The 23,625-nt window shown below is 66.0% G+C and carries 23 protein-coding genes and 1 tRNA gene; 9 read left to right on the forward strand and 15 right to left on the reverse strand.

The genetic code is table 11. The features are described from left to right. Positions 1–21: 21 nt before the first annotated feature. The 3 genes from D6T63_RS16210 to D6T63_RS20255 all read right to left on the reverse strand — a co-directional run bounded on the left by D6T63_RS16210 (position 22) and on the right by D6T63_RS20255 (position 3,736). Positions 22–1,323: a M20/M25/M40 family metallo-hydrolase gene (locus tag D6T63_RS16210; RefSeq protein ID WP_120150102.1), complete on the reverse strand. Its 1,302-nt coding sequence runs from the start codon at positions 1,321–1,323 to the stop codon at positions 22–24. Between the two features lie 253 nt (positions 1,324–1,576). Next, positions 1,577–2,965 carry an MFS transporter gene (locus D6T63_RS16215; protein WP_235830816.1) on the reverse strand — a complete coding sequence of 463 codons (1,389 nt, stop codon included), beginning with the start codon at positions 2,963–2,965 and terminating at the stop codon, positions 1,577–1,579. A gap of 300 nt (positions 2,966–3,265) precedes the next feature. Beyond that, positions 3,266–3,736: an ATP-binding cassette domain-containing protein gene (locus D6T63_RS20255; protein WP_182977058.1), complete on the reverse strand. Its 471-nt coding sequence runs from the start codon at positions 3,734–3,736 to the stop codon at positions 3,266–3,268. 62 nt (positions 3,737–3,798) lie between these two features. Here D6T63_RS20255 and D6T63_RS16225 point away from each other — a divergent pair, with 62 nt between their 5' ends. Continuing rightward, positions 3,799–4,074, forward strand: coding sequence for a hypothetical protein (locus tag D6T63_RS16225; RefSeq protein WP_120150104.1), 276 nt, complete (start codon positions 3,799–3,801; stop codon positions 4,072–4,074). A gap of 619 nt (positions 4,075–4,693) precedes the next feature. On the opposite strand, the gene D6T63_RS16230 is transcribed toward D6T63_RS16225, so the two are convergent. Continuing rightward, complete coding sequence (locus D6T63_RS16230) at positions 4,694–4,972, reverse strand: hypothetical protein (RefSeq protein WP_235830807.1); 279 nt, start codon at positions 4,970–4,972, stop codon at positions 4,694–4,696. Between the two features lie 105 nt (positions 4,973–5,077). On the opposite strand from D6T63_RS16230, the gene D6T63_RS16235 reads away from it, so the two are divergent. Beyond that, positions 5,078–6,787, forward strand: a complete 1,710-nt coding sequence (locus tag D6T63_RS16235; protein ID WP_120150105.1) for a glycosyltransferase family 39 protein — start codon at positions 5,078–5,080, stop codon at positions 6,785–6,787. 133 nt (positions 6,788–6,920) lie between these two features. Here D6T63_RS16235 and D6T63_RS20130 read toward each other — a convergent pair whose 3' ends face one another. Continuing rightward, positions 6,921–7,319 carry a tyrosine-type recombinase/integrase gene (locus D6T63_RS20130; protein ID WP_182977064.1) on the reverse strand — a complete coding sequence of 133 codons (399 nt, stop codon included), beginning with the start codon at positions 7,317–7,319 and terminating at the stop codon, positions 6,921–6,923. Between D6T63_RS20130 and D6T63_RS19370 the strand changes: the two genes are divergently transcribed. The 3 genes from D6T63_RS19370 to D6T63_RS16255 all read left to right on the forward strand — a co-directional run bounded on the left by D6T63_RS19370 (position 7,299) and on the right by D6T63_RS16255 (position 9,186). Beyond that, positions 7,299–7,628, forward strand: coding sequence for a hypothetical protein (locus D6T63_RS19370; RefSeq protein WP_182977059.1), 330 nt, complete (start codon positions 7,299–7,301; stop codon positions 7,626–7,628). The genes D6T63_RS20130 and D6T63_RS19370 overlap by 21 nt on opposite strands. A gap of 212 nt (positions 7,629–7,840) precedes the next feature. Continuing rightward, positions 7,841–8,035: a hypothetical protein gene (locus D6T63_RS16250; protein ID WP_120150107.1), complete on the forward strand. Its 195-nt coding sequence runs from the start codon at positions 7,841–7,843 to the stop codon at positions 8,033–8,035. A 239-nt stretch (positions 8,036–8,274) separates the two neighbouring features. Then, positions 8,275–9,186, forward strand: a complete 912-nt coding sequence (locus D6T63_RS16255) for a metallophosphoesterase family protein (protein WP_182977060.1) — start codon at positions 8,275–8,277, stop codon at positions 9,184–9,186. Positions 9,187–9,279: 93 nt separating this feature from the next. Here the strand turns inward: D6T63_RS16255 and D6T63_RS20260 are convergent, their stop codons facing one another. From D6T63_RS20260 to D6T63_RS16270, 3 genes are all read right to left on the reverse strand, one after another. Then, positions 9,280–9,870 carry a site-specific integrase gene (locus D6T63_RS20260; RefSeq protein ID WP_120150109.1) on the reverse strand — a complete coding sequence of 197 codons (591 nt, stop codon included), beginning with the start codon at positions 9,868–9,870 and terminating at the stop codon, positions 9,280–9,282. 67 nt (positions 9,871–9,937) lie between these two features. Then, positions 9,938–10,324: a hypothetical protein gene (locus D6T63_RS16265; protein ID WP_147394414.1), complete on the reverse strand. Its 387-nt coding sequence runs from the start codon at positions 10,322–10,324 to the stop codon at positions 9,938–9,940. 119 nt (positions 10,325–10,443) lie between these two features. Continuing rightward, positions 10,444–10,526 (reverse strand) — tRNA-Leu (locus D6T63_RS16270). 274 nt (positions 10,527–10,800) lie between these two features. Between D6T63_RS16270 and D6T63_RS16275 the strand changes: the two genes are divergently transcribed. Continuing rightward, the gene (locus tag D6T63_RS16275) at positions 10,801–11,076 is read left to right on the forward strand and encodes a hypothetical protein (protein ID WP_147394415.1); all 276 of its coding nucleotides are present in this window, start codon (positions 10,801–10,803) and stop codon (positions 11,074–11,076) included. Positions 11,077–11,080: 4 nt separating this feature from the next. Here D6T63_RS16275 and D6T63_RS16280 read toward each other — a convergent pair whose 3' ends face one another. The 6 genes from D6T63_RS16280 to D6T63_RS16305 form a co-directional block, all read right to left on the reverse strand. Then, positions 11,081–11,839 (reverse strand): M50 family metallopeptidase, encoded by a 759-nt coding sequence (locus D6T63_RS16280; protein WP_182977061.1) that lies wholly within the window; start codon positions 11,837–11,839, stop codon positions 11,081–11,083. Between the two features lie 22 nt (positions 11,840–11,861). Continuing rightward, a complete protein-coding gene (gene kynU, locus D6T63_RS16285) occupies positions 11,862–13,112 on the reverse strand; it encodes a kynureninase (RefSeq protein WP_120150113.1) in 1,251 nt (416 codons plus the stop codon). A 115-nt stretch (positions 13,113–13,227) separates the two neighbouring features. Then, on the reverse strand, positions 13,228–14,181 hold the full coding sequence (locus tag D6T63_RS16290) for a trypsin-like serine peptidase (protein WP_235830808.1): 954 nt from the start codon (positions 14,179–14,181) through the stop codon (positions 13,228–13,230). Between the two features lie 153 nt (positions 14,182–14,334). Then, the gene (locus tag D6T63_RS16295; RefSeq protein ID WP_147394416.1) at positions 14,335–15,267 is read right to left on the reverse strand and encodes a MaoC family dehydratase; all 933 of its coding nucleotides are present in this window, start codon (positions 15,265–15,267) and stop codon (positions 14,335–14,337) included. Next, positions 15,240–16,616, reverse strand: a complete 1,377-nt coding sequence (locus tag D6T63_RS16300) for a 3-oxoacyl-ACP reductase (protein WP_120150116.1) — start codon at positions 16,614–16,616, stop codon at positions 15,240–15,242. The genes D6T63_RS16295 and D6T63_RS16300 overlap by 28 nt, the downstream gene beginning before the upstream one ends. Further along, positions 16,616–17,932 carry an acetyl-CoA C-acetyltransferase gene (locus tag D6T63_RS16305; protein ID WP_120150117.1) on the reverse strand — a complete coding sequence of 439 codons (1,317 nt, stop codon included), beginning with the start codon at positions 17,930–17,932 and terminating at the stop codon, positions 16,616–16,618. Before D6T63_RS16305 ends, D6T63_RS16300 begins: the two co-directional genes overlap by 1 nt. Before the next feature lie 64 nt (positions 17,933–17,996). On the opposite strand from D6T63_RS16305, the gene D6T63_RS16310 reads away from it, so the two are divergent. Together D6T63_RS16310 and D6T63_RS16315 are read left to right on the forward strand one after the other, a co-directional pair. Continuing rightward, positions 17,997–18,794: a TetR/AcrR family transcriptional regulator gene (locus D6T63_RS16310; RefSeq protein WP_235830809.1), complete on the forward strand. Its 798-nt coding sequence runs from the start codon at positions 17,997–17,999 to the stop codon at positions 18,792–18,794. Next, complete coding sequence (locus D6T63_RS16315) at positions 18,791–20,905, forward strand: acyl-CoA dehydrogenase family protein (RefSeq protein WP_120150118.1); 2,115 nt, start codon at positions 18,791–18,793, stop codon at positions 20,903–20,905. The genes D6T63_RS16310 and D6T63_RS16315 overlap by 4 nt, the downstream gene beginning before the upstream one ends. 84 nt (positions 20,906–20,989) lie before the next feature. Here the strand turns inward: D6T63_RS16315 and glgA are convergent, their stop codons facing one another. Further along, positions 20,990–22,183, reverse strand: coding sequence for a glycogen synthase (gene glgA / locus D6T63_RS16320; RefSeq protein WP_120150119.1), 1,194 nt, complete (start codon positions 22,181–22,183; stop codon positions 20,990–20,992). Between the two features lie 134 nt (positions 22,184–22,317). On the opposite strand from glgA, the gene glgC reads away from it, so the two are divergent. Beyond that, entirely contained in the window at positions 22,318–23,562 is a 1,245-nt protein-coding gene (gene glgC / locus D6T63_RS16325) for a glucose-1-phosphate adenylyltransferase (RefSeq protein WP_120150120.1), read from the forward strand. Positions 23,563–23,625 lie beyond the last annotated feature (63 nt).

Here is a 23,625-nt window from a genome sequence, read left to right on the forward strand (position 1 = left end):
GTCTTCTCCCGTCCCGCCCGATCAGTAGGTGGTGAGCAGGCGGGCGAGCACCTTGGAGCCGAAACGTAGCGAGTCCGCGGGTACTCGTTCGTCCACGCCGTGGAACATCCCCGTGAAATCGAGTTCGTCGGGCAGCTGCAGGGGCGCGAAGCCGTAGCCGGTGATGCCGAGGCGACTCAACGACTTGTTGTCCGTGCCACCGGAGAGTGTGTAGGGCAGCACCTTGGCTCCCGGGTCCTCGGCATGCAGCGCGTCGATCATCGAGTCCACCAGGTTCCCGGCGAACGGCACCTCGAGGGAGGTGTCCTTGTGCTCATAGGTGACGTCGACGCCTTCACCCGCGAGCCCACGGATGATCTCGAGTACCTGGTCCTGCTGCCCCGGGAGCGTCCGTACGTCGATGAGCGCCTCGGCCGTGCCCGGAATGACGTTGTGCTTGTAACCGCTCTTGAGGACCGTCGGGTTCGCGGTGTTCTGCAGGGTCGCTCCGACGAAGCGTGCCACCGTTCCCAGCTCCCGAAGCAGGATGTCAGGGTTGTCGGGGTCGAACTCCACACCCGTGAGCTCGGTGACGCCGTCGAGGAACTGCCGCGTGGTGGGGGTCAGCTCGATGGGCCAGGAGTAGTCGCCGATACGCGTGACTGCTCGGGCGAGGGCGGTCACGGCGTTATCGGTGTTGATCTGTGAACCATGACCGGCCCGGCCGTGCGCCACCAGCCGTAGCCAGGAGATGCCCTTCTCGGCCGTCTGGAGCAGGTAGGTCCGCTGGCCGCCGATGGTCGCGGAGAACCCCCCGACCTCGGAGATGGCCTCGGAGGCACCCTCGAAGACCTCGGGCTTGTTGTCGACCAGCCAGGAGGCGCCGTAGGCGCCGCCGGCCTCCTCGTCGGCGAAGAACCCGAAGATCAGGTCCCGCTGCGGCTTGATCCCGTCGCGCTGCATGGAGCGGAGGACGGACAGGATCATGGCGTCCATGTCCTTCATGTCGACGGCGCCGCGGCCCCAGATCAGCCCGTCCTTCTCCTCGCCGCCGAAGGGATCGACCGTCCAGTCCTCCTTCTGCGCCGGGACGACGTCGAGGTGGCCATGGACCACGAGCGCGGGCAGCGACGAATCGGAGCCCTCCATGCGTGCGACGACGGAGGTACGTCCGGGCGCTGCCTCGAACAACTGCGTGGACAGGCCCACCTCCTCGATGAGGGCCGCTGTGTACTCGGCGGCCTGCCGCTCGCCCGGCCCTGCGTTGTCGCCGAAGTTCGAGGTATCGAAGCGGATCAGTTCCTGGCAGATCCTGACGACTTCATCTTCGGGGGTAATGCCCACGTGGTCCTCCTGGGTAGCGGTTGCTCTCCCAGCCTACCGAGAGTGCGGGCCGGCAGGATCTCCTTCGTCGCGGCCTTGCAGGGGCGGCAATGGCTTCCGCGGCAAGCAGCCGACGGCACCCGGTGTTTCCGTCCCATGGTCGATGGTCGTACATCATCCGGCTTGGAGTGGATGCGCAGCCCACACCCTCCGCGCTTCGGACCTGACGCCGTCACCCTCACAGGGACCGCAGTAACACCGGTGGGAAGAAGCCTCAGATCTGACGTTGTTCGACGTCCTCACCGATCGCAGATGTCGGAGGTGACTGTTCGGACGGGTCCTCAACTGTGCGTGAGTAGGACTTCGATACACGCCGGTAGGCGGGGCTGAGGAAAGCCAGAAGAGCAGCCAGGATCATGATGATTCCAGCGATGAAGAACACCAGGGCGATCCCGCGGGAGACACCCTCCCCCAGAAGTGGTGCCAGGCGCACTGAGCCTTCAGCGGATCGCGCGTACGGAATGATCCAGAACTGGGCGATCGGTGCGACGAGGAACGCGGTGACCGGGGCCGCGGCCGACTCGAAGGCCATGGCGAATCCGAAGACCCGCCCCTGCCGCTCGAGGGGCACGGTCCGCTGAATCACCGTCTGTTCGGCAGCTTCCACGAAGGGCACCAGGGCGAGGTACAACCAGATTCCGGCGACGTACAACCACGCCCACTCCCGCACCGTGAAAAGCGCTCCAAGGACGCCCATCGCGATCACGGCGACGAGCATGGTCCGCAGCGGATTGGAACCGAGACCGAACTTGCCGATCAGTGCCCCTCCCACGATGAAACCCGTCGCACCGAGCGCGAAGAAGATCCCCCACAGCTCGACCGGAAACAGTTCCAGGCCGTACGGGTCCATCAGAGCCATATACACGCCACCAACGAAATTGTTGAAGGTAGAGAACAGGATCAGCGCGAACAGGCCGGCGATGGCCAGCACTGCGGCAAGCGAGCCACGAAGGTCGAATCCTCCGTGTGCATCGGTCGCTGCCGGGCGCACCTCCTCGGGCATACGCAGTGTGAGCAGGTGGGCAAGAGCCAACGCTGTGAGCGCTACGGCGATGAGGACCGTCCAGCCCATGCCCAACAGGCCCACCGAGAGTCCGGAGAGCACCGAGGTGATGATGAACATCAGCCCCTGCACCATGCCCACCAGCCCATTGGCATTAGCGCGTCGGTCCGGTTCGATCAGGATGGTCACCGTCGTGGAAAGAGCGATATTACGCATGTTCTCGACGACGGCGCCGATCAGGATGACCAGGGTGAACACCCAGAACCAGGGCTGCGTCAGGTCCAGCAACCAGTTGGTGGGTGTCAGCAGGAACATCGCTCCGGCAAGCACGAACATCACCAGGGTGAAGCCGCCGGCGAAACGCATGACTGCCAGCTTGCGGTATCGATCGACGTACGTGCCGAAGCTGATGCTGGAAAGTGCGATCAACAGCATGTACGCACCGCCGACCACCCCGGTAGCGATCACGTTGCGGGTCTCCAGGTACACCCAGAACGTCAGGGCGAACCACAGGAAGCTGGTCGTTATATTGGCAAGACCTGTGTTCACCAGGATGCCGGTGAACGTTCGGGACCGCTCCGCCGGGGTGCGCAGGACCATGTCGACCGTCTCGCCGTCGACCGGTGGAGAAACCCCGCTGTCCCTGTCGGCAGTGGAGCTCGGAACTTCATCCTCAGGACGATCGCTACCGATGAGTGGAGACGCAGCGGCCCGAGGCGGGGATGGGTCCTGCCCGGTCATGTGCCTCAGTGTACTGACAACCAGTAAGGGCAGAACAGGGCGGAACCGTGTGGCACGCAGCGATTCCGCACACGGGACCTAACGTCAGCTGATGTCGCGACCCGGCAACCACGGATGCTCCGATGTGGAATACCTGAATCAGCGCGACTGCGACGACGATCACGACCGAAACGAGGTTTGCTGCCAGTGGGGTGAGCGCGTGCGCCCAGAGCACCCTGGACGTCGCGATGGGCATGAATCGGAACGCTCGAAGATTTCGCGCGGCATGTCGAGGAACAGCCGGCATGCGGCGTAGGCGATGCCTGAGGCGATCGTAACGAGCAGGATCGCGATGCGGTCGTCGAGGTGTTCGGCTCCGTCGAGGTACCGCGCGGTGAGCAGGACCGTGCTGCCTCGGCTTGCCGGTTGTTCGACGGTGTGCCACACCTCCGGGCGCGCCTGGGGATCGAGCCGATTCATCGGTGGATCGAGGAATATGACCGGCGGGTTTTTATCAGGCTCGTTGCAAGGTCGAGTCGGCGACGGAGTAGGCCTCGAGTAGGTGCCAATGCGGGCCTTGTCCTGCTTCTTCTGCCCGAAGCTTCGGACAAACGCGCTCGAGCAGCCGGCGTCAACTACAAGTTGGCTCACCGCTCCCCCCGCTCGTGCTGAAACCATGAAGGGACGGAGGCTAAGAGCAATGGAACGGGGATGTGATGAACGCCGACGAGCAGAGGAAGCAACTCGCGCAGATCGTGCTCGAGGAGAACCTTGATCTATCCCTTGTGTGGGTGGGGTACTTTCGCATCTCGGGTAGCGCGAACGAGAAGGACTTCAGGCTGTACGCAGCCGGAGAGTGCCAGCTCCCCACGCCACAGCGGGACCTGATCTCCCTGGCGCTCCGCCAGCTTGCGACCGACCACCAGGAAGCGCTCGAGCGCCAGGTCGATCGTGAACGATCACAGCATCTTCACGATCACGGCGATTGAATCAGCTCCTCCGAGCGCTGCGCCGCGGCCGCTCGCTGCGCTCGCCGGCGGGGTGGCATGACCACGAGAACGGCGATCGTCAGGCGATGAACTGCACCTAAGCCTCGGTCAGGACGGCACTCCCATCTCCACGTACTCGGGCGCCGAATTTCCCACAGAAAGTGTACGCATAGAAGGAGTGCGGCTTGGTTTCGTCTATGGATCTCTAGGTTCCAGCACACCAGGACGAGACATCGCTACTCCCCGCACTGGCGCTCCACTGCTGTCCTGCGACCCTGTCTCCTAATCCGTAACGCTTCAGACGGAGTGAAGAACAACATCTGCCGTGCTCTTGGGACGAGTCATGTCTCCATCATTCGTATCGGCGGCCGCAGGCCACGTGCAGTGGCACCACGAGGCACTCCGAGCCTGGAACCTGCTGGGAGATCTGAGCCTGAGCCGCCTCCGCTGTTTCATACCGGTCCACCGCGCGGTGCGCATGGAACCACCTGGGGCCGCCGACTACCGCCACCGAGCAGCCCGGAAAGGGCAAGTGGCCGGTGATCACCGACGTCGCGCTGGTGCAGGAATGAGCAGGATGACGGCCTTTGCATGAACAGGCCATGACTGGATTGCGACTTCAGGGCGGCGATGATCTTCTGCTGTCCGTTCTCGAGGCATCCATGAGGGTGCCGGAACCGCCGATGGCAGTGCCGAACCCGTCGGACACGTCGGTGTAGGTCTGCGTCATCGTGGGACCCCAGGTGAAGTCGGGGTTCACATTGGCGGATGCCTCGGCGAGGACGTCGTAGATCTGCTGCCCGCCGTAGTAGTCGACGCCGCCCGCGAGGGCTTCGAGCTCGGTCGCGGACTTCGCAGCCGGGTACAGGTCACCGAGCTCATTGGCGAGCGCAAGCAACAGCGCCCCACCCTCTTCGTGAGGGTGGGGCGCTTTCGTCGTTATCGGGATGCTCGCGGGACCTGCGTATGCTTGAGGGCGACGTCTGGGTCTCAAGGGGAAACGATGAGCATAACTGAACGCAGCTCTCTGTCACGTTCATCCGATGGATACCCGGCGATGGCGCCGGCGCGCCACTTGTCGCGCAAGGTGGGCGGCCAGTGGGCGGTTAGGCTTCCAACTCTCGCGGGACTCGCCTTCTGCGCGATCGTGCTGTGGTCACTCATCGTGAACCTGGTGGCACCACACTATGGTGCGTCGACGTACAACACCGGATGGGCCCTCGCTGCCAGCGCGGCAGTGCTCGCGATCATGGGGGGCGCCTTCTCGGCCGTGTCAAAGGTCGCGCCTCTGGCCACACGGAACCGGTGGCTGACCACACTGGCATGGGTGGCAGTTTGGTCCGTGCTTCTCGCCGTGCAGATGAGAGTCTCCTACGCGGTGCGGATCCCACCTGACTGGGATTCTTACGCCATCTTCTGGGACGCCTCGGGGCTTGCCACCGGTGCTATAGAGCATGTCAGCCCGTACTTTCAGATCAACCCGAACAACCTACTCCTAACCCTGCTGCTGGCAAGCTACTTCGAGTACGTTCTCTCGCTCGGCTTCTCTGACCTCAGTATGGCCACAGCGTTCCTCAACGGGATCATCCTGTTCGCCGGCACGATCCTGACCTACTATGCGACGCGGATGCTCGGCGGCAGGAAAGCAGCAGCCTTCTCTCTGATCCCATGCACCGCGCTCCTCGTGCTCTCTCCCTGGGCGACTACCTTCTACTCGGACACGACCAGCGTCCTGTTCACATCCCTGATCCTTTGCCTCCTAGTAAGGGCGCGGAGGACGAACAAAGCAACGGTCCGGATACTGTTGTGGGTCCTTGCCGGGTTCGCGGCCGCAGTCGGATACGGGATCAAACCCACCGTCATCATCTGCCTGGTCGCGGCTGCCATCACGGCGCTCTGCCTACTGCCCGCGAGGAAGAGCGCCGCGTCCCTCCTGCTAGGCATCATGATCGTCGGCGGAAGCTTTTATGGAGGGCACAAACTCATCGCTCACATGGAGCGGAACAACTCTGCGGTGAACTTCGACCTGCAGTCCAACCCGGTCGCCATGAACCCTGGGCACTTCCTCAAAGTCGGATCGCAGTCCACGCAAGGCCCGTACGGGCGTTTCTACGGAGCCTACAACCAACGCGACTACCTCGACACAGTTAGGGTCAAAGGATCGGAAGCGAAACTCCGCGCCGGCCTCGCCGTCTACGCCGACCGGGTCTCCGACATGGGGCCACTCGGTTACACTGCGTTCCTCAACAACAAGCTCGCGTGGGTCATGGGCGACGGATCCTTCTTCACCTGGGGCGAAGGAAGAGTCACTTCGGACAACTTCATCTCCCAGCAGCCGAGCGATCAAGCCATCCAAGACCTCTTCGGGAACAAGCGCCCCAACCACCAGTGGATGATGTCGATCTGGCAGGGAACATGGTTCGTCGTACTCTCCCTTGTCGCTGCGCCGCTTCTCCTGCGCACCCGTAGTTTGATGCGGCCCGAAGTGTCAGCAATCCGCATTGCCCTGCTGGGACTCATCGTCTTTCTGATGCTGTTCGAGGCCAGGGCAAGGTTCCTGTATCTGTATGCCCCGTACTTCATCGTTCTGGCCTCACTGTCCTACCCTGTCCTGGTGGAGGTCGTAGGCAGGCGTTGCCGTGTCCGGTATGGGAGGAACACCGAGGCCGGGTCGGCACGGCATCCCGCCGGGCTGCCCCGGCTGACGCGTTGACAGTGTCAACATGCACGCAATCCGGGAATGTAACCGGGAGTGTCCGAGTTCACTACATCAAGCGCCTCAGCCCTCTGAGTTAGGTCGCAGAGTAAGCCGAGCAGAGTTTTCAAGTCCCTTAGGACCGTCCGTCCTAGTCGAGGAAATCCGCGGCGTTGCTATCGGCGTCGTTGGCGAGGTGGCCGTATGTGTCGACCGTGTTTTGGATCGTCTCATGGCCGAGCCTCGCCTGGATGACGGGCAGGGGCACGCCCTTGACGATGACCCAGCTGGCGCGTGTGTGTCGGAGGTCGTGCGGCGTGGGTGCCTGGTCAAGTCGAGGCGACGCGGCGGGGTCGGTGAGTTCGGCGATGGTCGGGCCCCGAACAAGCGGTGGAACTGGGTGTTGCGCAGCGCTCCCCCGCTGGCGTTGGTGAAGACCAGCTCGTCGTTGCGCAGCGGTGCCAGCTGCTGGTCGATCATTTCGGTGAGGGATAGCTGCATTGAGACCTGCCGCCGGCTTTTGGGGGCCATGGGTCCGCCGATCGCCCAGCCGCCGTCACTGAGCTTCCACGCCCTCGTGACGTGCACGGTGTACCGGCCGGAGGCGTCCTTGCGAATGTCGCGCCGGCGCAGCGCCGGCGCCTCACTAAAGCGCAACCCTGTCGCGGCGAAGATCCGGACGAGGGTGGCGTACTGGGAGTCGATCGTCTCGGCAATGTGCTCGACGTCCGCCTTCGTCAGGACCACGCCCTCGCGCGTCCTCACGCTCGAGCGGGGCGCGCGGATCCCCTTGGCCAAGTTCTCGGTGAGGTGGCGCTGGCGGACTGCAGTCTCGAGCGCGGCCGAGAGCAGCGCGTGAATGTTCTTCTGGTTTTGTCCGCGACGCCCATCCCCTCGAACCAAGTGAGCACCTGCCCGAGGGAGAGCTTGTCGACGGGGATGGAGCCGAGCGGGGCCTCGATGTGGTTCTCGTGCAGTCGGCGGTAGCGGGCGCGGGTCCGGGACTCGATGCCGGTGATTCCGTAGATGTGGTGGCGGACGACGTCGCGCACTCAGGGCGAGGTTGAGCGCATGACGGACCGCCGTCTGCGCCATATCGTGAACGTCACAAGCTTCCTGGTGGCGTTGCTCGCATCCCTGGGCTTCGCCGGACTCGGCCTGCGCATCAGCCCGTTCGCCCTGATGCCCTTCGTCCTCATTGGCGGCTACGTCGTGAACTCCGTCCTCCCCCGGTTTAGCAGTCGAGACAAGTCACGCCGCCACTAGGACTGCATCCACTCTGTCTTGAATGACGGGTGGCCCCGACATGGAGCCTCGATGAGCTCGAGCATCGTCCACATGTAGTCCTGGTCTCCCGCGACGGCGACCTCGTGTTCTCCGTCCCAGCCGTGACGGTCACGGAAAACCGGGCAGGGGTCCTTCCGCCGCGCTGGTCCGTGCGGCTGCCATCCTCTGAGGGGCAAACCGGCGTGGCGGGACTCCCGTCCACCGCGCACACTGGGTCCATGGCGCACCGGCGAGCCGCACTCATCTTGGGACTGGTGCTGGCGTGTGCTGCTCTCGTTCTCGTCGTGCTGTACCCGCTGGCCTTTGCGACGCCATTCTTCTCCCGGGACCGGCCCGCGGCCAGCGCCGGCGGCCCGGTGCCGCCGGTCGCCGAGCCACCGATCGTACGCCTGGCGATTGCCGGCGACACCGGGACCGGAGACGCCGCCGAATACGCTACGGCCGATCGCATGCGCGCTGAGAGCCGGGAGGATCCCTACGATGCGCTGATCCTGCTCGGTGACCTGATCTACGAGGACGGAGAGGCCGAGCTGACCGAGCGCTTCGTCTCCGAGCCGTTCGCCCCGATCATCGACCGCGGTGCCGAACTGCTGCCGGTGCTGGGAAACCATGACTACGACAGCGGTGAACAACGACAGATCCTCGAACACCTCGGCCGCCAGAGCCCCTGGTACACGGAACAGGTGGGTCCGGTACGGGTACTCGTGATGGATTCCGTACGTGTGGAGGACGAGGAACAGACGAGATGGCTGCGAACGGCACTGGCGGAACCGCAACCACCGGGGGCCTGGACAGTGGTCGCGATGCACCACCCGGCGTACTCCGCCGGCCATCACGGCTCCGACCAGGCGGTTCGCGACGCGTGGAGTCCCCTGTTCGCGGCAGCGGGCGTTCCGCTCGTGCTGGCCGGGCATGACCACGACTACCAGCGCTCGACTCCGCAGGACGGCGTGACCTATGTCGTTTCGGGAGCGGGTGCGAAACTGCGTTCGACCGGTCGCCGGGACTTCACCGCGGTGAGCAGTTCGACGCTGCACTACGTCGATCTGCTGGTCTACGAGGACCGCCTCGTCGGCAGGGCGATCGACCCGTCGGGCCGGCTCGTCGACAGCTTCACCATCGGCCGATGAGTACACGCCGCAGAGTCTAACCGTACGGGCAGGGTCAGATGCCACCGCCAGTCCGCACACATGGGTGGAAACCCCAACCAGGAGGAACCATGACTACATCCATGCCCTGCACCGAGATCGGCGAAACCTTGCGCGTTCGACCGTCCCTTCCGGGAGAAGATGGGAATATCGATCGAGAGTAGTTGTGATCGACTCATGGCCCAGATGGATCTGAAGCTTATAGATGTCTAAACCTGCTTGCAGAAGCCAAGACGCATTCAAGTGGCGCAGGTCGTGGATTCGCGGCTGCTTGGTGAGACCGCTTAGTCGTGCGGCTTTCACAGCCCGATTCCAAACCTCCCACGCCCGCCTGTGGTCGATCGGACCGCCGCTAGCGCTGGCGAAAAGGTGACGCCCTGTTTGTGCGGATTCTAATAGCAGTTGTGAGAAGCCCTGGGCGATACCAGTTTCGAGGTGGATAGCCCTCTTCGACTTGGACGTCTTCGGCGGTCCCATGACGGGCCGGTTCTGTTCGTCTCGGGTCCAAGCGCACGTGATTGCGATCAACGTGTGCCCCTCCGAAGAGACTGAGAAGTCTCGAGCGTAGAGGGCAGCGGCTTCACCGAATCTCGTTCCCGTTGCCGCTAAGAAAACGAACAGGGGTAGGTAATCTTCGATGTGGCACTGCAGTAGCCTCCACTCCAACTATGTGAGGAAGGAAACGGGCTCTTCGGTTCTTCTGTCTCGGGGCACAGCGACGCCCTGGCATGGATTATTGGGCCTCTTTTTCTCCCGAACAGCGGACTTGAACATCGCGATAGTCGACACCAGTAGCAGCAACGCTACTCAAAATGGGATCTATGTGCCTGCGAAGTATGCCCTTGTACCGCCGCACAGTGTAGCCGTTTGCCCGGGTTCGCATTTCGATGTGGTCACTTACCATGTCGCTCACGATATAAACCGACTGGTAGTGCTTTCGCACATTCTCCAAGGCCCGCTCTGTGTCATGGTCATGGGCCTCCAAAACCAAGAGCATCCGCCGTGCATCGTGCTCGTCGGCGAACCGGTGAGACTTCCGCTCATGGGTTCGCTTGTCCGCCCATCGCAGTATGTAAGCCGTCTGGCCGTTCTTGCGGGGCCTCTCCTCTAGGTTCGCCATGCAAAGAACTATGCGGGTCGAGCTCCCACGAGTGACGAGTTTCGGCACACGCGTGGTCGGCATGGCGCTCCACGTGGTCGAGGGCACAAAAAAACCCCGGCGAACCGGGGTTTTCTTTGTGCGCGGAGGGGGACTTGAACCCCCACCCTCAGAAGAGGACTAGCACCTCAAGCTAGCGCGTCTGCCATTCCGCCACCCGCGCGGGTGGTTTTTTCGCGGTCGAAACCGGCGAAAGCAACGAGAAAGACTCTAACACGACTTCGCCCCAGGAGTTGAATCGGGGGCTCCCCCCAGCCATGGACCCGATGCACGTCGTACGGCCGTCGATCGAGGACCTGCAACGCTGTACACCCGCGGTCGGGGGGCGGCAACGGCTTCGGGATCGTGCGCAGGATCACTCCGAGTGCGTATGCTGTCCTCACCACTGGCCTGAGCCTGTGGTGCCCGTGGCGGCCCGAGTGCATGGAATGGATGACGTGAACGAGACGAGTCCCGACCAGGAGCAGTTCGCCCTGACCTATGACGCGATGCAGCGCGCCAACATCTCCACGGGTGAGCTGTGGCTCCACTACTTCAGCATGGGCGGAGGCGTCGACGAGTACGAGGTAAATGCATACCTCCACGGCCTCATCGACCTACCCGACCACGAACGGGACTGCATCTCCCAGGCCGTCAATGAACTCTTCGACGACCTGTGCCGGCAACGAGGTGCTCCCTATAGTTCGGGACGCGCTCGCAACTGCGGCAACTGACTGATCAGGCTCCAGTACCACTACTTCCGGCGCTTCCGGCGATCAGCGCTATCGGTCCGAGGGCAAGGACCAGCGCGGCACCGATGACCAGTGCGAACAGGCCGAGCCACAGCGGCGACGGCACGCCAGTGGTCCCCCGCAAGAGGTAGGCGTCCGACGACGAGAGATCCCGTCGTCGTGCATGCACGCGCATCACCTTCACCCAGTCGCGGCAGGAACCGACCAGCAGCGCGATTCCGAGGACCAGGCAGGCATAGCCCGCGGAGGCCCCGCCCCCGAACCAGACGAGCGCCAGCGCTACTGCCGCACTGCCGCCCAGGATGAGAACCCCCTGGCCGTTCCTGATCAGGACGAGCGCAGCGACCAGCACCAGCGCCCCGGCCGACAGCGCGGCACCGGCCCAGCCGTGGGCGGCACTCCAGACGAGCGCGGCGCCGACCATGGCGGGTACCGGATAGCCCCAGAAGGTGGTGAAGGCGGCGCGCCAGCCGCGGCGTCCCATGCTCGTGGTCGTGCCGGAGTGGTCGAGGCGAAGGGTGATTCCGGTGACTCGCTGCAGTGTCAGCAGCGCGGCCGTCGCGTGCCCTAGCTCATGCACCACGGTGACGAAGAGGCCGAAGTAGCGCCATGACCGCCGAGGCAGCGACAGGACTGCGGCCGCGAGCACGATGGCGATGATCGCGGCGAGGCCGAGCTCGGGCGGAGCCGCCTGGGTGAAGCCGTCGGTGATGCGTTCCCACAGAAGCACGGGGGCAGGCCCCACGAGGGAATCGCCTGCCGGTCCGCTATTCAACGGCAGCCGCGCCGGTAGAGCTCTCCAGGCGCCCGGCGATCGCCTCGATCGCCACTGCGACCTCACGGAACGAGGTCGACAGGGGCGACAGCCCGAGCCGGATGCCGTCAGGGTTGCGGTAGTCGGGGATGATCCCGTCCTCCCAGAGCCCGGGCACCATCGTGGCGAAGGCCGGATGGTCGATCGTGATGTGGCCGCCGCGTTCCGACGCTGCCCGGGGTGAGGCGAGGACCACCCCGTGCTTGGTGAGCAGCTCCTCGACCGCCTCGATGGCGAAGGCCGTCAGGAGTTCGGACTTCCTCCGGACCGCGGGCATGCCGACCTGCTCGAGGAGGTTCAGCATGTCGCGCATGGCGAGCATGCCGAGGATGGGAGGTGTACCGGAGACGAGCTTCCGGATGCCGTCGGCCGGCTGGTACGCGGCACCCATCGCGAAGGGATCGGCGCTGCCCAGCCACCCGGGAATCGGTTGGTCGAGTGTCGGCAGGTGCCGTTGCGCCACGTAGGCCCATGCCGGAGCGCCCGGTCCTCCGTTGAGGTACTTGTAGCTGCAGCCGGCCGCGAAGTCGACATCCCACGCATCCAGTTCGGCGGGCACGGATCCGACGGAGTGGCTGAGGTCCCAGAGGACGAGGGCCCCGGCGTCGTGGGCGATCTTCGTGATGCCCGGCACATCGGCGATATGCCCGGACCGGTACGCCACGTGGCTGAGCAGGACCAGCGCAGTCTGCGGCCCGACGGCCGCGGCGACATCCCGGGCTGTCGCCCCGCCGTCGTACGCGACGTCGATCCACCGCACGGTGAGGTTCCGCTCGCGGGCGATACCCTCCACGATAAAGCGGTCGGTGGGAAAGTTGTCGCGGTCGATGACGATCTCGCTGCGTTCCGGGCGGGCGGCCACCGCGGCCCGAGCGAGCTTGTACAGCAGGACACTCGTCGAGTCCGCGACAATGCATTGCCCGGCGGCCGCGCCGAGGGTCACCCGGCCCAGCTGGTCGCCGATCTGCTGGGGCACCCCCAGCCAGCCTTCGTCCCATCCCCGGATGAGGCGCCCGGCCCACTGCTGCCTGATGAACGAGGTGAGGTTGTCCACCGTCACCGCCAGCGGACGTCCCAGCGAGTTGCCGTCGAGATAGGCCCGTACGGCGTCGTTCTGACTACCGATGAAGAGATCGCGGTGGTGTGCGAGGGGGTCGGCGGCGTCGAGCTCGGCCGCCCGGTCAGCGATGGTGATGCCGGTCATGGTTCCAGTCTAGGGTGGCGAATACGGAGTCTTCGCAGGGTCGACGGAAGGCGTCAGGGCGGCTCCCCGAGGGGAACCGCCCTGCTCATGCCGGTGTTGCTCTGGTGGCGCTGGGCTACCGGCTGGCCGCCGTGGTGTAGGCCGCCAGGATGGAGCTACCGAAGTAGGGCCCGTACATGACGTTCTTCTGCGTGTTGTAGCCGAAGCTGTTTACGGAGTTCTGGGTGCCGCCCGCGCCCGATCCGACGAACCACGGGCCGCCCGAGGAGCCGCCGGTCATGTCGCAGGGGATGCCCTGCGACTGGGTACCGCCGATGCGGTCGGCCGAGGCCGTGCCGGAGCAGCTGTAGAGTCGCTCGCCGTTGAAGGGCGAGGCGGCTGGGTATCCGTACGCGGTGTAGCCGAAGTTACGCGCCATGTTGAAGCCGATGCTCGACGCGCCGACGGTGGCCGAGAGCGTCCTGCCGTTCAGGGTGTTCATGACGGCGAAGGCGCCGTCGTAGTTGATGTCGTTGCGGGACACCCATTCATTGGCTGCATGCAGGGAGCGTGCCGTGAACTTGCCGTAGGGTGCCGCGCCGTTGTTGTACGCGGGGACGAAGACGAAGTTCGTGACGAAGCCGGTGGAGAGGTCGTACGTGCAGTGGCCTGCCGTCGCCACGGTGCTCTGGTTCCCGCTCTGGACGGAGTTGCCCGAGCAGACGTAGTTCTGGCCGCCCTGGCTGAAGAAGACCTTGCCGATGTGGGGAACCGCCGTCTGGGCGGTGGCGCGGGCTTCGACGACGGTCTCCTTCGGGGCCTTCGCCACTGATTCCTGCCCTGCCTTGGGCATGATCGACCGGCCCTCCGCAGCCCATCCGGAGTTTATGGTGTTGGCCGGCTTCGCGTTCTTCATCCTGTCAGTGGTCCAGTAGGCGTCCAGGGCTACCTGGCTCTCGTTCTGGGTGTGCGACACGGTGCCGGCGGAGGGCGCCGTAGGTGCCGCCTGGACCGGACCTGCGGCCATCAACGCTGATGCCATCAGGGCCGAAGCGGCGATCATGCCGGCTTTGAGACCTTTAGAGTTCACGAACTCCTCTTTCCATGCAGTGGGGCCGGCCTTCGTGGGCTGGTGTCTGGAGTCTGCCCGGACGACGGAGGCCGCGCCAACGAAAAGGACGACTTTGGAAGATTCTCCTCCAAAAATCACCGCTTGTCTGGACAGGGTGGTCCCGCCATGCAACTATTCCGCGCGAACCCATCCCGTGAAGTGCAAGCGCTGCCGGGCGGCCGACCAGCCGACGACGTCGACGCGCTCGTCGTCCGGTGTGCCCCTGTGGAGGAACGACGTTGTCACGGCACCCGGAAGGAGAACGGGGCTCGCGAAGTTGATCCGCCAGACCAGGGGGCCGGCGGGTGCGGGCACGGCCTCGTCCACCATCCGCGCCGCGAGGTACATGCCGTGTGCGATCGCCGTCTTCATACCGAGCGCCCTCGCTGTGAGGCCGCTGAGGTGGATGGGGTTCCAGTCTCCCGATACTGCGGCGTACCGCCTGCCCGTGTCGGCGTCGAGCCGCCAGAGGCCCGTCGTCGCGGGCCTGCTGAAGGCGGGCCGGTCCTTCGGACCCCGCTCACGCGGATCCGGGGTCTCGAGCCGCATGCCGCGGGCGAGGTAGACGGAGCGGCCCGACCAGACGCGGATGCCGTCGACGCCGATCTCCGTCACGAGGTCCACCTGCAGTCCTGCCGGATGCGGGCGCAGGCCCTCGCTCCACGACACGACGTCGAGCTTCTCGAAGGCGCTGACCTGGCGGTCCTGGTGCACCTCATTGCTCAGGTGCACCATACCCAGGAGGGGCAACGGGAAATCCGCCCGGGTGAGGACGCTCATGGCCACCGGGAAAGCGAGTGTGTGGAGGTAGGCGGAGGGCAGCACATCTCGCGCGGCGGAGCCGAGCAGGTGCTGGAAGCGCGTCAGTCCGCCGAGGTCCACCGCCACTCCCCCGACCCTGTGCCTCACGGCGGGGAGGACGGACGGCGTCGGTAAAAGCCCCACCTTCCTCCGCACCGCGAGCGCGAGTGCCTGCCGGTAGAGGCCCGCGAGGCCGGGGACCGTGGTCAGCTCGACCTCGGCGGGAAGCGCCCCGTTCACGCGCCCACCAGGTTCTGTCCGCACACCCGGACCACCTGCCCGTTCACTCCCGCCGCCGCGTCCGAGGCGAGGAACGCGATCGTCTCGGCGACGTCCACGGGAAGGCCGCCCTGCTGCAGGCTGCTGAGGCGACGTGCCACCTGGCGGGTGAGTGCCGGTATCTTCGCTGTCATATCGGTTTCGATGAACCCGGGTGCCACTGCGTTGATCGTGCGGCCGGCACCGTCGAACACCGCTGCCTGCGCGCGGACCATACCGATCACACCTGCCTTGGATGCGGCATAGTTGCTCTGGCCGCGGTTTCCCGCGATGCCGCTCGTCGAGGCCAGGCTGACGATCCGCCCCGTGTCCGAGAAGACCGGGGACGCGAGCACCTGCTCGTTCATCCGCAGCTGTGAGGCGATGTTGACCGCGATCACGGAGTCCCAGCGGGACGCGTCCATGTTGGCGAGCAGTTTGTCACGCGTGATACCGGCGTTGTGCACCAGGATGTCCAGGCGGCCGAAGCGCCGGCCCACGTGGTCGAGGATGCGCGCTCCGGCATCGGGCTCGGTGATGTCGAGCTGGAGAGCGGTTCCGCCGACACGATTCGCCACCTCCACGAGCTGCTCGCCGGCGGCCGGCACGTCGACGGCGACGATGCGTGCGCCGTCACGGGCCAGCACCTCCGCGATCTTCGCGCCGATGCCGCGGGCGGCTCCGGTGACCACCGCCGTCTTCCGTGCCAGGGGCTGGTCGGGCACGCCTTCGCCGGCCGCCGTCGTCGAGGCCGCCAGGTCGGCGATGCTCTCGGCCGGGGCGGAACGCACCTCGATGAACTGGCCGTCGACGTAGGCGCTCTTGCCGGAGAGGAGGAAGCGTAGGGCCCCGAGCGTCGTGGGATCGGTCGTCGTCGTGTCTCCGCGAAGGATGATGCCATTCGCGGTTGCACCACCTCGGAGCTCGTGTGCGACGGATCGGATGGCGCCGTCGATACCCTGTCGGGCGGCCGCCTCGGTGGGACCGGACGCATCCGTGGACGAGCGGAAGACTCCGACGACCCGCCCTCCGGCCACCAGCATCCGTACCGCCTGCCCGAGTTCGAGCATGGGAGCTGCGAGGTCGGTCGGCCGGGTGGCGCCGTCGAGCACGACGACGGCGGCGCTCAGCTTCTCACCGGGCAGGACGTGGCGCCGGACCTCGATGTCCCAGCCCAGCAACTCCTCGGCAAGCGCATCCGCTCCCGGGCCGGAGCCGGCTACCAGCACGGGCTTCGAGGCGAGCACCTCGCCCGGGGTGTACCTCCGCAGCACCGACGGACGCGGCAGGCCGAGGGCCTTGGCGATCCTCGCCGGCAGGGGTGTGTTGACGAGATCCAGGTACGTGTCGGCCATCAGTTCCTCGCCTCGAGGATCGCGACGACGCCCTGGCCGCCTGCGGCGCAGATGGAGATGAGGCCTCGTCCGCCCTGCTCCGAGAGTGTCTTGGCGAGCGACGCGACTATGCGGCCGCCGGTCGCGGCGAAGGGGTGCCCGGCCGCGAGCGAGGAACCGTGGACGTTGAGCCTGGAGCGGTCGATGCTGCCGAGCGCGCCGTCGAGTCCGAGGACGCGCTTGCAGTAGTCCTCGTCCTCCCACGCGGCCAGGGCGCTGAGGACCGTCCCGGCGAAGGCCTCGTGGATCTCGAAGAAGTCGAAGTCGTCGAGGGTGAGCCCGTTGCGCTCCAGCAGGCGGGGCACGGCGTGCACGCCTCCCATGAGCAGTCCCTCCTCGCCATGGACGAAGTCCACCGCCGCCGCTTCGGCGTCGACGATATTCGCAAGCATCGGCAGGTTGTTGGCCGTCGCGTATTCCTCACTGCCGAGCAGGACGAGGGCGGCGCCGTCGGTCAGGGGGGTCGAGTTGCCGGCGGTCATCGTCGCCGGGGTGTCGAGTCCCTTGCCGAAGACGGGCTTGAGCGTTGCCAGCTTTTCCAGCGAGGTGTCCGCGCGGAGGTTGGCATCCCTGGTCAGGCCGCGGTATGGAGTCATGAGGTCGGAGAAGAAACCGCGCTCGTACGCAGCAGCGAGGTTGTGGTGGCTGCGGTAGGCGAGTTCGTCCTGGGCCTCACGGGTGATCTTCCAGGCCGCGGTGGTGATGGCCTGGTGCTCACCCATGGAGAGGCCAGTCCGCGGTTCACCGGTGCCTGGCGCGTTCGGCGAGAGATCCTTCGGGCGGAGCGTGCTGAGGATCCGGAGCTTCTGTGGCGTGGTCTTCGCGCGCGAGAGGTCGAGCAGCACGCGGCGCAGGCCCTCGCTGACGGCGATGGGTGCGTCGGAGGCGGAGTCGACACCCCCGGCGATGCCGGACTCGATCTGCCCGAGCTTGATCTTGTTGGACAGTCCCACCACGGTCTCGAGTCCGGTGGCGCAGGCCTGCTGCAGGTCGTAGGCGGGCGTCTGCGGCGAGAGCGCCGAACCGAGGACGGCCTCGCGCGTCAGGTTGAAGTCGCGGGAGTGCTTCAGGACAGCACCTGCGGCAACCTCCCCGATGCGCTCGCCCTGCAGACCGAACCGGGCCACGAGCCCATCGAGCGCCGCGATGAGCATGTCCTTGTTGGAGGAGTAGGCGTACGCACCGCCAGCGCGGGCGAAGGGGATGCGGTTACCGCCGATGACGACTGCCGTGCGGGGTGACTGGGCAGCGTTCTGCGCCCCGGCCTGATCTGCCATGGAAAAGCTCCTGATGCGAGTGGGTGGATTACCGATACCTAGCGTACCTGATACGGTTGGTATCATGAAGCTTGCCTCCGCTCTCAAGAGCGCCTCAGCCAAGGCGTCCGACGCCGTTTCATCGGCTCCGGACGGCCGGTTCAGCCGCTGGGAGGAGCATCGCGCGCAGAGACGCCGCGAGCTGATCAAGGCCGCGAGAAGGGCGATCGACGCACTCGGCCCCGGGGCGTCGATGGAGGACATCGCTGCAGCCGCCGACACGTCGAAATCGGTCTACTACCGCTACTTCGGCGACAAGACCGGCCTGCAGCGCGCGGTGGCCGAGGTGGTCATCAGCCAGATGCAGCAAAAGGTCCTCGAAGCTGCGAGGGCAGCCACCACGCCTCGGGAGGGCCTGTGCTCCATGGTCCTCGCCTACCTGCAGATGGCACGGACCTCACCGAACGTCTACGCCTTCGTGACCCGGGTCGGCATCGCGGAGTCGACCACGAACGATGACGGTGGCCAGGACACCCTCGCCCACTTCCTCGCCGCGGTCACCGAGATGGTGTCCCGACCCATGCGCGCCTACCTCCTCTCCCCCGATCGGCCGAGCGGTCCCGACGACGCCGCTCCCGAGTACTGGCCTGCCGCAGCCATCGGCATGGTGAGGGCAGCGGGTGAGCACTGGCTCTCGACCGCCGATGGACCCGACAAGCCCACCGAGGGTCAGATGGCCCGCCACATCACGGGCTGGCTCTTCGACGGCGTCAGCAGGTACGAGGCGTTCGTGCCGCTGGACACCGCAAACCCACCCGTCGTCCCGGCTTCCACTCCCGCTTCCTCCCTCGACACCCGCCCACCAGCGAAGGACACGCCATGACCCAGATCATCTCCAGACCGCAGCAGATCCCCGCCACCGCAGACATCAGGGACGACGAGCAGGCTACGGTCGACACCGCGGCACTCGGCGAGTTGCTCCTTGGCAGATGGGCGCACGTGCGCCGTGTCGCCCGTGAGCTCGCCGGCCGCCCGGAGGTCCACAAGATCGAGGGCCTCACGCACCACGATCACCGCCTCCGTTGCCTGGACCAGCTCCACTACCTCGTGGAGCAGCAAGCCGTGCACCGGGCCTTCCCCAAGGCCTTCGGCGGCAACGACGACCACGGCGGCAACGTCGCAGGCTTCGAGGAGCTCGTCGTCGCCGATCCCTCGCTGCAGATCAAGGCAGGCGTGCAGTGGGGCCTCTTCGGCTCCGCCGTCATGCACCTCGGCACCGAGAAGCACCACGAGGCATGGCTGCCCGGAATCATGAACATGGAAATCCCCGGGTGCTTCGCGATGACCGAGACCGGTCATGGCAGCGACGTCGCGAGCATCGCCACGACCGCCACCTACGACGCCGCTACGGACGAGTTCGTCATCAATACGCCGTTCCGCGCAGCGTGGAAGGACTACATCGGCAACGGAGCCATCGACGGGCGCGCCGCCGTCGTCTTCGCGCAGCTGATCACCAACGGCGTGAACCACGGCGTGCACGGGATCTATGTCGAGCTCCGCAACGAGGACGGCTCCTTCACTCCGGGCGTGGGGGGCGAGGATGACGGCATCAAGGGTGGCCTCAACGGCATCGACAACGGTCGGCTGCACTTCACGGACGTCCGGGTCCCCCGGACGAACCTGCTCAACCGCTACGGCGACGTCGCCGAGGACGGCACCTACACCTCGTCCATCGCCTCCCCCGGCCGCCGGTTCTTCACGATGCTCGGAACCCTGGTGCAGGGCCGCGTCTCGCTCGACGGTGCCGCCGTGGCCGCGAGCAAGCTCGCACTGACCGCGGCGATCACCTACTCGACCCAGCGGCGCCAGTTCAATGCCTCCTCGGATCTGAGGGAAGAGGTGCTGATGGACTACCAGCGGCACCAACGCCGGCTCCTGCCCCGCCTCGCGGCGACCTACGCCGCCTCCTTCGCGCACGAGGAACTCCTCGAGAAGTTCGACGACGTCTTCTCCGGCGGACACGACACCGACGAGGACCGCCAGGACCTCGAGACCCTTGCCGCGGCACTCAAGCCACTGAGCACCTGGCTGGCGCTCGACACGCTGCAGGAGTGCAGGGAGGCCACCGGCGGCCAAGGCTTCCTCATCGAGAACCGCTTCGCGTCGCTGCGCGCCGACCTCGACGTGTACGTGACCTTCGAGGGCGACAACAACGTCCTGCTGCAACTCGTGGCGAAGCGCCTCCTGACCGACTACGCCAAGGAGTTCAAGGGCGTCGATTTCGGAGTCCTCGCCCGCTACGCCGTCTCGCAGGCTGCGGGGAGGACCCTGCACCGCTCCGGACTCCGGCGGGTCGCCCAGACCGTCGCGGACACCGGATCCGGCAAGAAGTCGGCGATCGCCATGCGCGACGAGGCTACCCAGCACGAACTGCTCACCGACCGGGTGCAGACGCGCGTGGCCGAACTCGCGGGCGTGCTGCGCGGGGCCAGGGGCAAGTCCCAGGAGAAGTCAGCGGCGCTCTTCAACGAGCACCAGAACGAGCTCATCGAGGTGGCGCACGCCCACGCGGAGCTCCTCCAGTGGGAGGCATTCACGCGCGGCCTGAAGAAGATCGAGGATCCGGGGACACGTGAGGTCGTCACGCGACTCCGCGACCTGTTCGGCCTGTGCCTGATCGAGAAGGACCTGGCCTGGTTCCTCATGAACGGCCGCCTGTCCTCGCAGCGCGCACGGACGCTCGACGGTTACATCAACCGGCTGCTCGCAAAGATCCGCCCCCACGCCCTGGATCTCGTGGAGGCCTTCGGCTACGGCCAGGAGCACTTGCGGTCGACAATCGCCACCGGGGTCGAGGACCAGCGCCAGCAGGAAGCGGCCGAGTACATGCGCCGCCGTCGTGCCAGTGGAGACGCACCCATCGACGAGAAGACACTCCTGGCCCGCGTCGCCAAGGAGAAGAAAGCGAAGAAAGCCGCCCGTGCCAGGCGCTGACACCGGCAGCCGGTGGAGTCCCTCGAGAGGATGCCGAAGCGTCGAGGTGTTCCGAGCGGCAAGGTAGTCGGAGCGGCAGGGCCGTCAGAGGACGCTGCGATACACGTCGAGGGTCGTCTCCGCGATGGATCCCCAGTCGAAGTGGCGCTCTGCCCGCTCGCGGCCGGCTGCGCCCATGGCTGCTGCCCTCTGTGGATCGCCGAGCAGCACGTTCAGTGCGGCCGCGAAGTCGGTGACGAATGCCTCCGGGTCCAGCGGGGTCCCGGTGCCGTCCTGCACCTGCTCGAGGGGTACGAGGGTGCCGGTCACGCCGTCGTCGATGACCTCCGGGATCCCGCCGGTTGCCGAGGCGACGACGGCGGCCCCGCACGCCATGGCTTCGAGGTTGACGATGCCGAGGGGTTCGTAGATGGAGGGGCAGGCGAAGACGGTCGCGTGGCTCAGGATCTGGATGACCTCACGCCGGGGCAGCATCTTCTCGATGAGGATGACGGAGCCGCGCCGCTCCCGCAGGTTCGCGATGAGCACCTCGGTCTCAGCTGCCAGCTCCGGGGTATCGGCGGCGCCGAGGCAGAGGACGAGCTGCACGTCGGCCGGAAGGTGGGCCGCTGCACGCAGGAGGTAGGGAACGCCCTTCTGCCGGGTGTTGCGACCGACGAACACCACGCTCGGCCGGTCGGGGTCGATCCCGTGGGCGAGGAGGGCGTCGTCCCCCGCATCACGGGACCACTGGGCGACGTCGATGCCGTTGTGCACCACGTGCACCTTGCCGGGGTCGACGTCGGGGTAGCTGCGGAGTATGTCCGCCCGCATGCCGGCAGACACCGCGATGACGGCGGCCGCGGCCTCGTAGGACGTCTTCTCCACCCAGGAGGACACCGCATATCCGCCGCCGAGCTGCTCGGCCTTCCACGGGCGGAGGGGCTCCAGGCTGTGGGCGCTCAGTACGTGCGGGATGCCGTGCAGGAGCGATGCGAGGTGGCCGGCCATGTTGGCATACCAGGTGTGGGAGTGCACGAGGTCGGCGCCCCCGATGGCCGACAGCATCTGCAGGTCGGTCCCGAGTGTCTGCACGGCGGCGTTGGCTACGGACAGGCCCTCGGGAACTCCGTACGAGAGCACCGAGGCGCCGTGGTAGTCCTCCGGACGGGGCTTGCCGAACGCATGGACCCGGAGGTCCACCTGTGGCGCGAGGACTCTGCTGAGCTCCGCTACATGCACCCCCGCGCCACCATAGATCTCGGGCGGGAACTCCTTGGTCACAATGTCTACTCGCACTCACCCAACGTAGTGCAGTGCGTCGGAGTCCTCTAGTGTGAAGTGACCGGAAGGGTTCCGGGACGGGTAGACCTACGCTTGATCGACCACCGGTCGTGGACGCAGAACACTCAAAGAAGAGCGGGGGGTCAGAAGTGGCACCGAAGAAAGTACTTGCCGTGGTGTTGGCAGGCGGAGAAGGTAAGCGGCTCATGCCTCTGACCGCGGACAGGGCCAAACCGGCCGTACCCTTCGCGGGGAGCTATCGGCTCATAGATTTCGCGTTATCCAACCTCGTGAACTCCGGCTACCTTCAGATCGTGGTACTGACGCAGTACAAGTCCCACAGCCTCGACCGGCACATCTCCGAGACCTGGCGGATGTCCACCCAGCTGCGCAACTACATCGCGTCCGTCCCGGCCCAGCAGCGCCGTGGCAAGAGCTGGTTCCTCGGCAGCGCGAACGCCATCTACCAGTCCCTGAACCTCATTCACGACGCGCAGCCCGACATCGTCGTCGTGATCGGCGCCGACCACGTGTACCGCATGGACTTCGCGCAGATGGTCGACGCCCACGTGAAGAGCGGTGCGTCCGTGAGCGTCGCGGCCGTCCGCCAGCCCATGAACCTCGTGGACCAGTTCGGCGTGATCGAGGTGGATCAGAGCGATCCGGGACGCATCGCCGCGTTCGTCGAGAAGCCGGACTCCACGCCCGGCCTGCCTGACGACCCGAACAGCTTCCTGGCCTCGATGGGCAACTACGTCTTCACGACGGACGCGCTCGTGAAGGCCCTCGAGGACGACGCCGCGCGCCTGGACACGAAGCACGACATGGGCGGGGACATCATCCCCTACTTCGTGGAGCGCAACGACGCGGCGGTGTACGACTTCACGCAGAACGACATCCCTGGCGCCACGGACCGGGACCGCCAGTACTGGCGCGACGTCGGCACCATGGACTCGTACTACGACGCGAACATGGACCTCATCTCGCCGCTGCCGCTGTTCAACCTGTACAACTTGCAGTGGCCCATCTACACGCGCCAGAGCGTCTCGCCGCCGGCCAAGTTCGTGCGCAGCTCCTCCGGGAAGTCGGGCGAGGCCCACGACTCGATCGTCTCCGCCGGTGTAGTCGTGTCCGGTGGAGCCGTCCAGAGCTCCGTGCTGGCGACGGACGTGTTCATCGCGGAATCGGCCGAGGTCACCGGGTCCGTCCTGCTCGACAAGGTGAACGTCGGCGCGGGCGCCGTGGTCCGGCGGGCCATCGTCGACAAGAACGTCCGGATCCCGCCCGGGGCGCGCATCGGGGTGGACGCCGAGCTCGACCGCCGGCGGGGCTTCGCCGTCACGGAGTCGGGCCTGACCATCATCAGCAAGGGCCAGGTCATCGAGCCCGGCTGAGGCGGCATCCGATCCACGACAAAGGCCCCGGCACGTGCCGGGGCCTTTGTCGTCACGAGCGCC

The organism is Arthrobacter cheniae (assembly GCF_003602275.1).
GTDB lineage: Bacteria > Actinomycetota > Actinomycetes > Actinomycetales > Micrococcaceae > Arthrobacter_D > Arthrobacter_D cheniae.

Bases quoted from the DNA above. Each gene is read 5' to 3' on its own strand.
- D6T63_RS16255 (WP_182977060.1), top strand. From the start codon at position 8,275: ATGGCGCACCGGCGAGCCGCACTCATCTTGGGACTGGTGCTGGCGTGT.
- D6T63_RS16315 (WP_120150118.1), top strand. From the start codon at position 18,791: ATGACCCAGATCATCTCCAGACCGCAGCAGATCCCCGCCACCGCAGAC.
- D6T63_RS16215 (WP_235830816.1), bottom strand. From the start codon at position 2,965: ATGGTCCTGCGCACCCCGGCGGAGCGGTCCCGAACGTTCACCGGCATC.
- D6T63_RS16305 (WP_120150117.1), bottom strand. From the start codon at position 17,932: ATGGCAGATCAGGCCGGGGCGCAGAACGCTGCCCAGTCACCCCGCACG.
- D6T63_RS16250 (WP_120150107.1), top strand. From the start codon at position 7,841: ATGACGGACCGCCGTCTGCGCCATATCGTGAACGTCACAAGCTTCCTG.
- D6T63_RS16310 (WP_235830809.1), top strand. From the start codon at position 17,997: ATGAAGCTTGCCTCCGCTCTCAAGAGCGCCTCAGCCAAGGCGTCCGAC.
- D6T63_RS16300 (WP_120150116.1), bottom strand. From the start codon at position 16,616: ATGGCCGACACGTACCTGGATCTCGTCAACACACCCCTGCCGGCGAGG.
- D6T63_RS16265 (WP_147394414.1), bottom strand. From the start codon at position 10,324: ATGGCGAACCTAGAGGAGAGGCCCCGCAAGAACGGCCAGACGGCTTAC.
- kynU (WP_120150113.1), bottom strand. From the start codon at position 13,112: ATGACCGGCATCACCATCGCTGACCGGGCGGCCGAGCTCGACGCCGCC.
- D6T63_RS16235 (WP_120150105.1), top strand. From the start codon at position 5,078: ATGAGCATAACTGAACGCAGCTCTCTGTCACGTTCATCCGATGGATAC.
- D6T63_RS19370 (WP_182977059.1), top strand. From the start codon at position 7,299: ATGGGTCCGCCGATCGCCCAGCCGCCGTCACTGAGCTTCCACGCCCTC.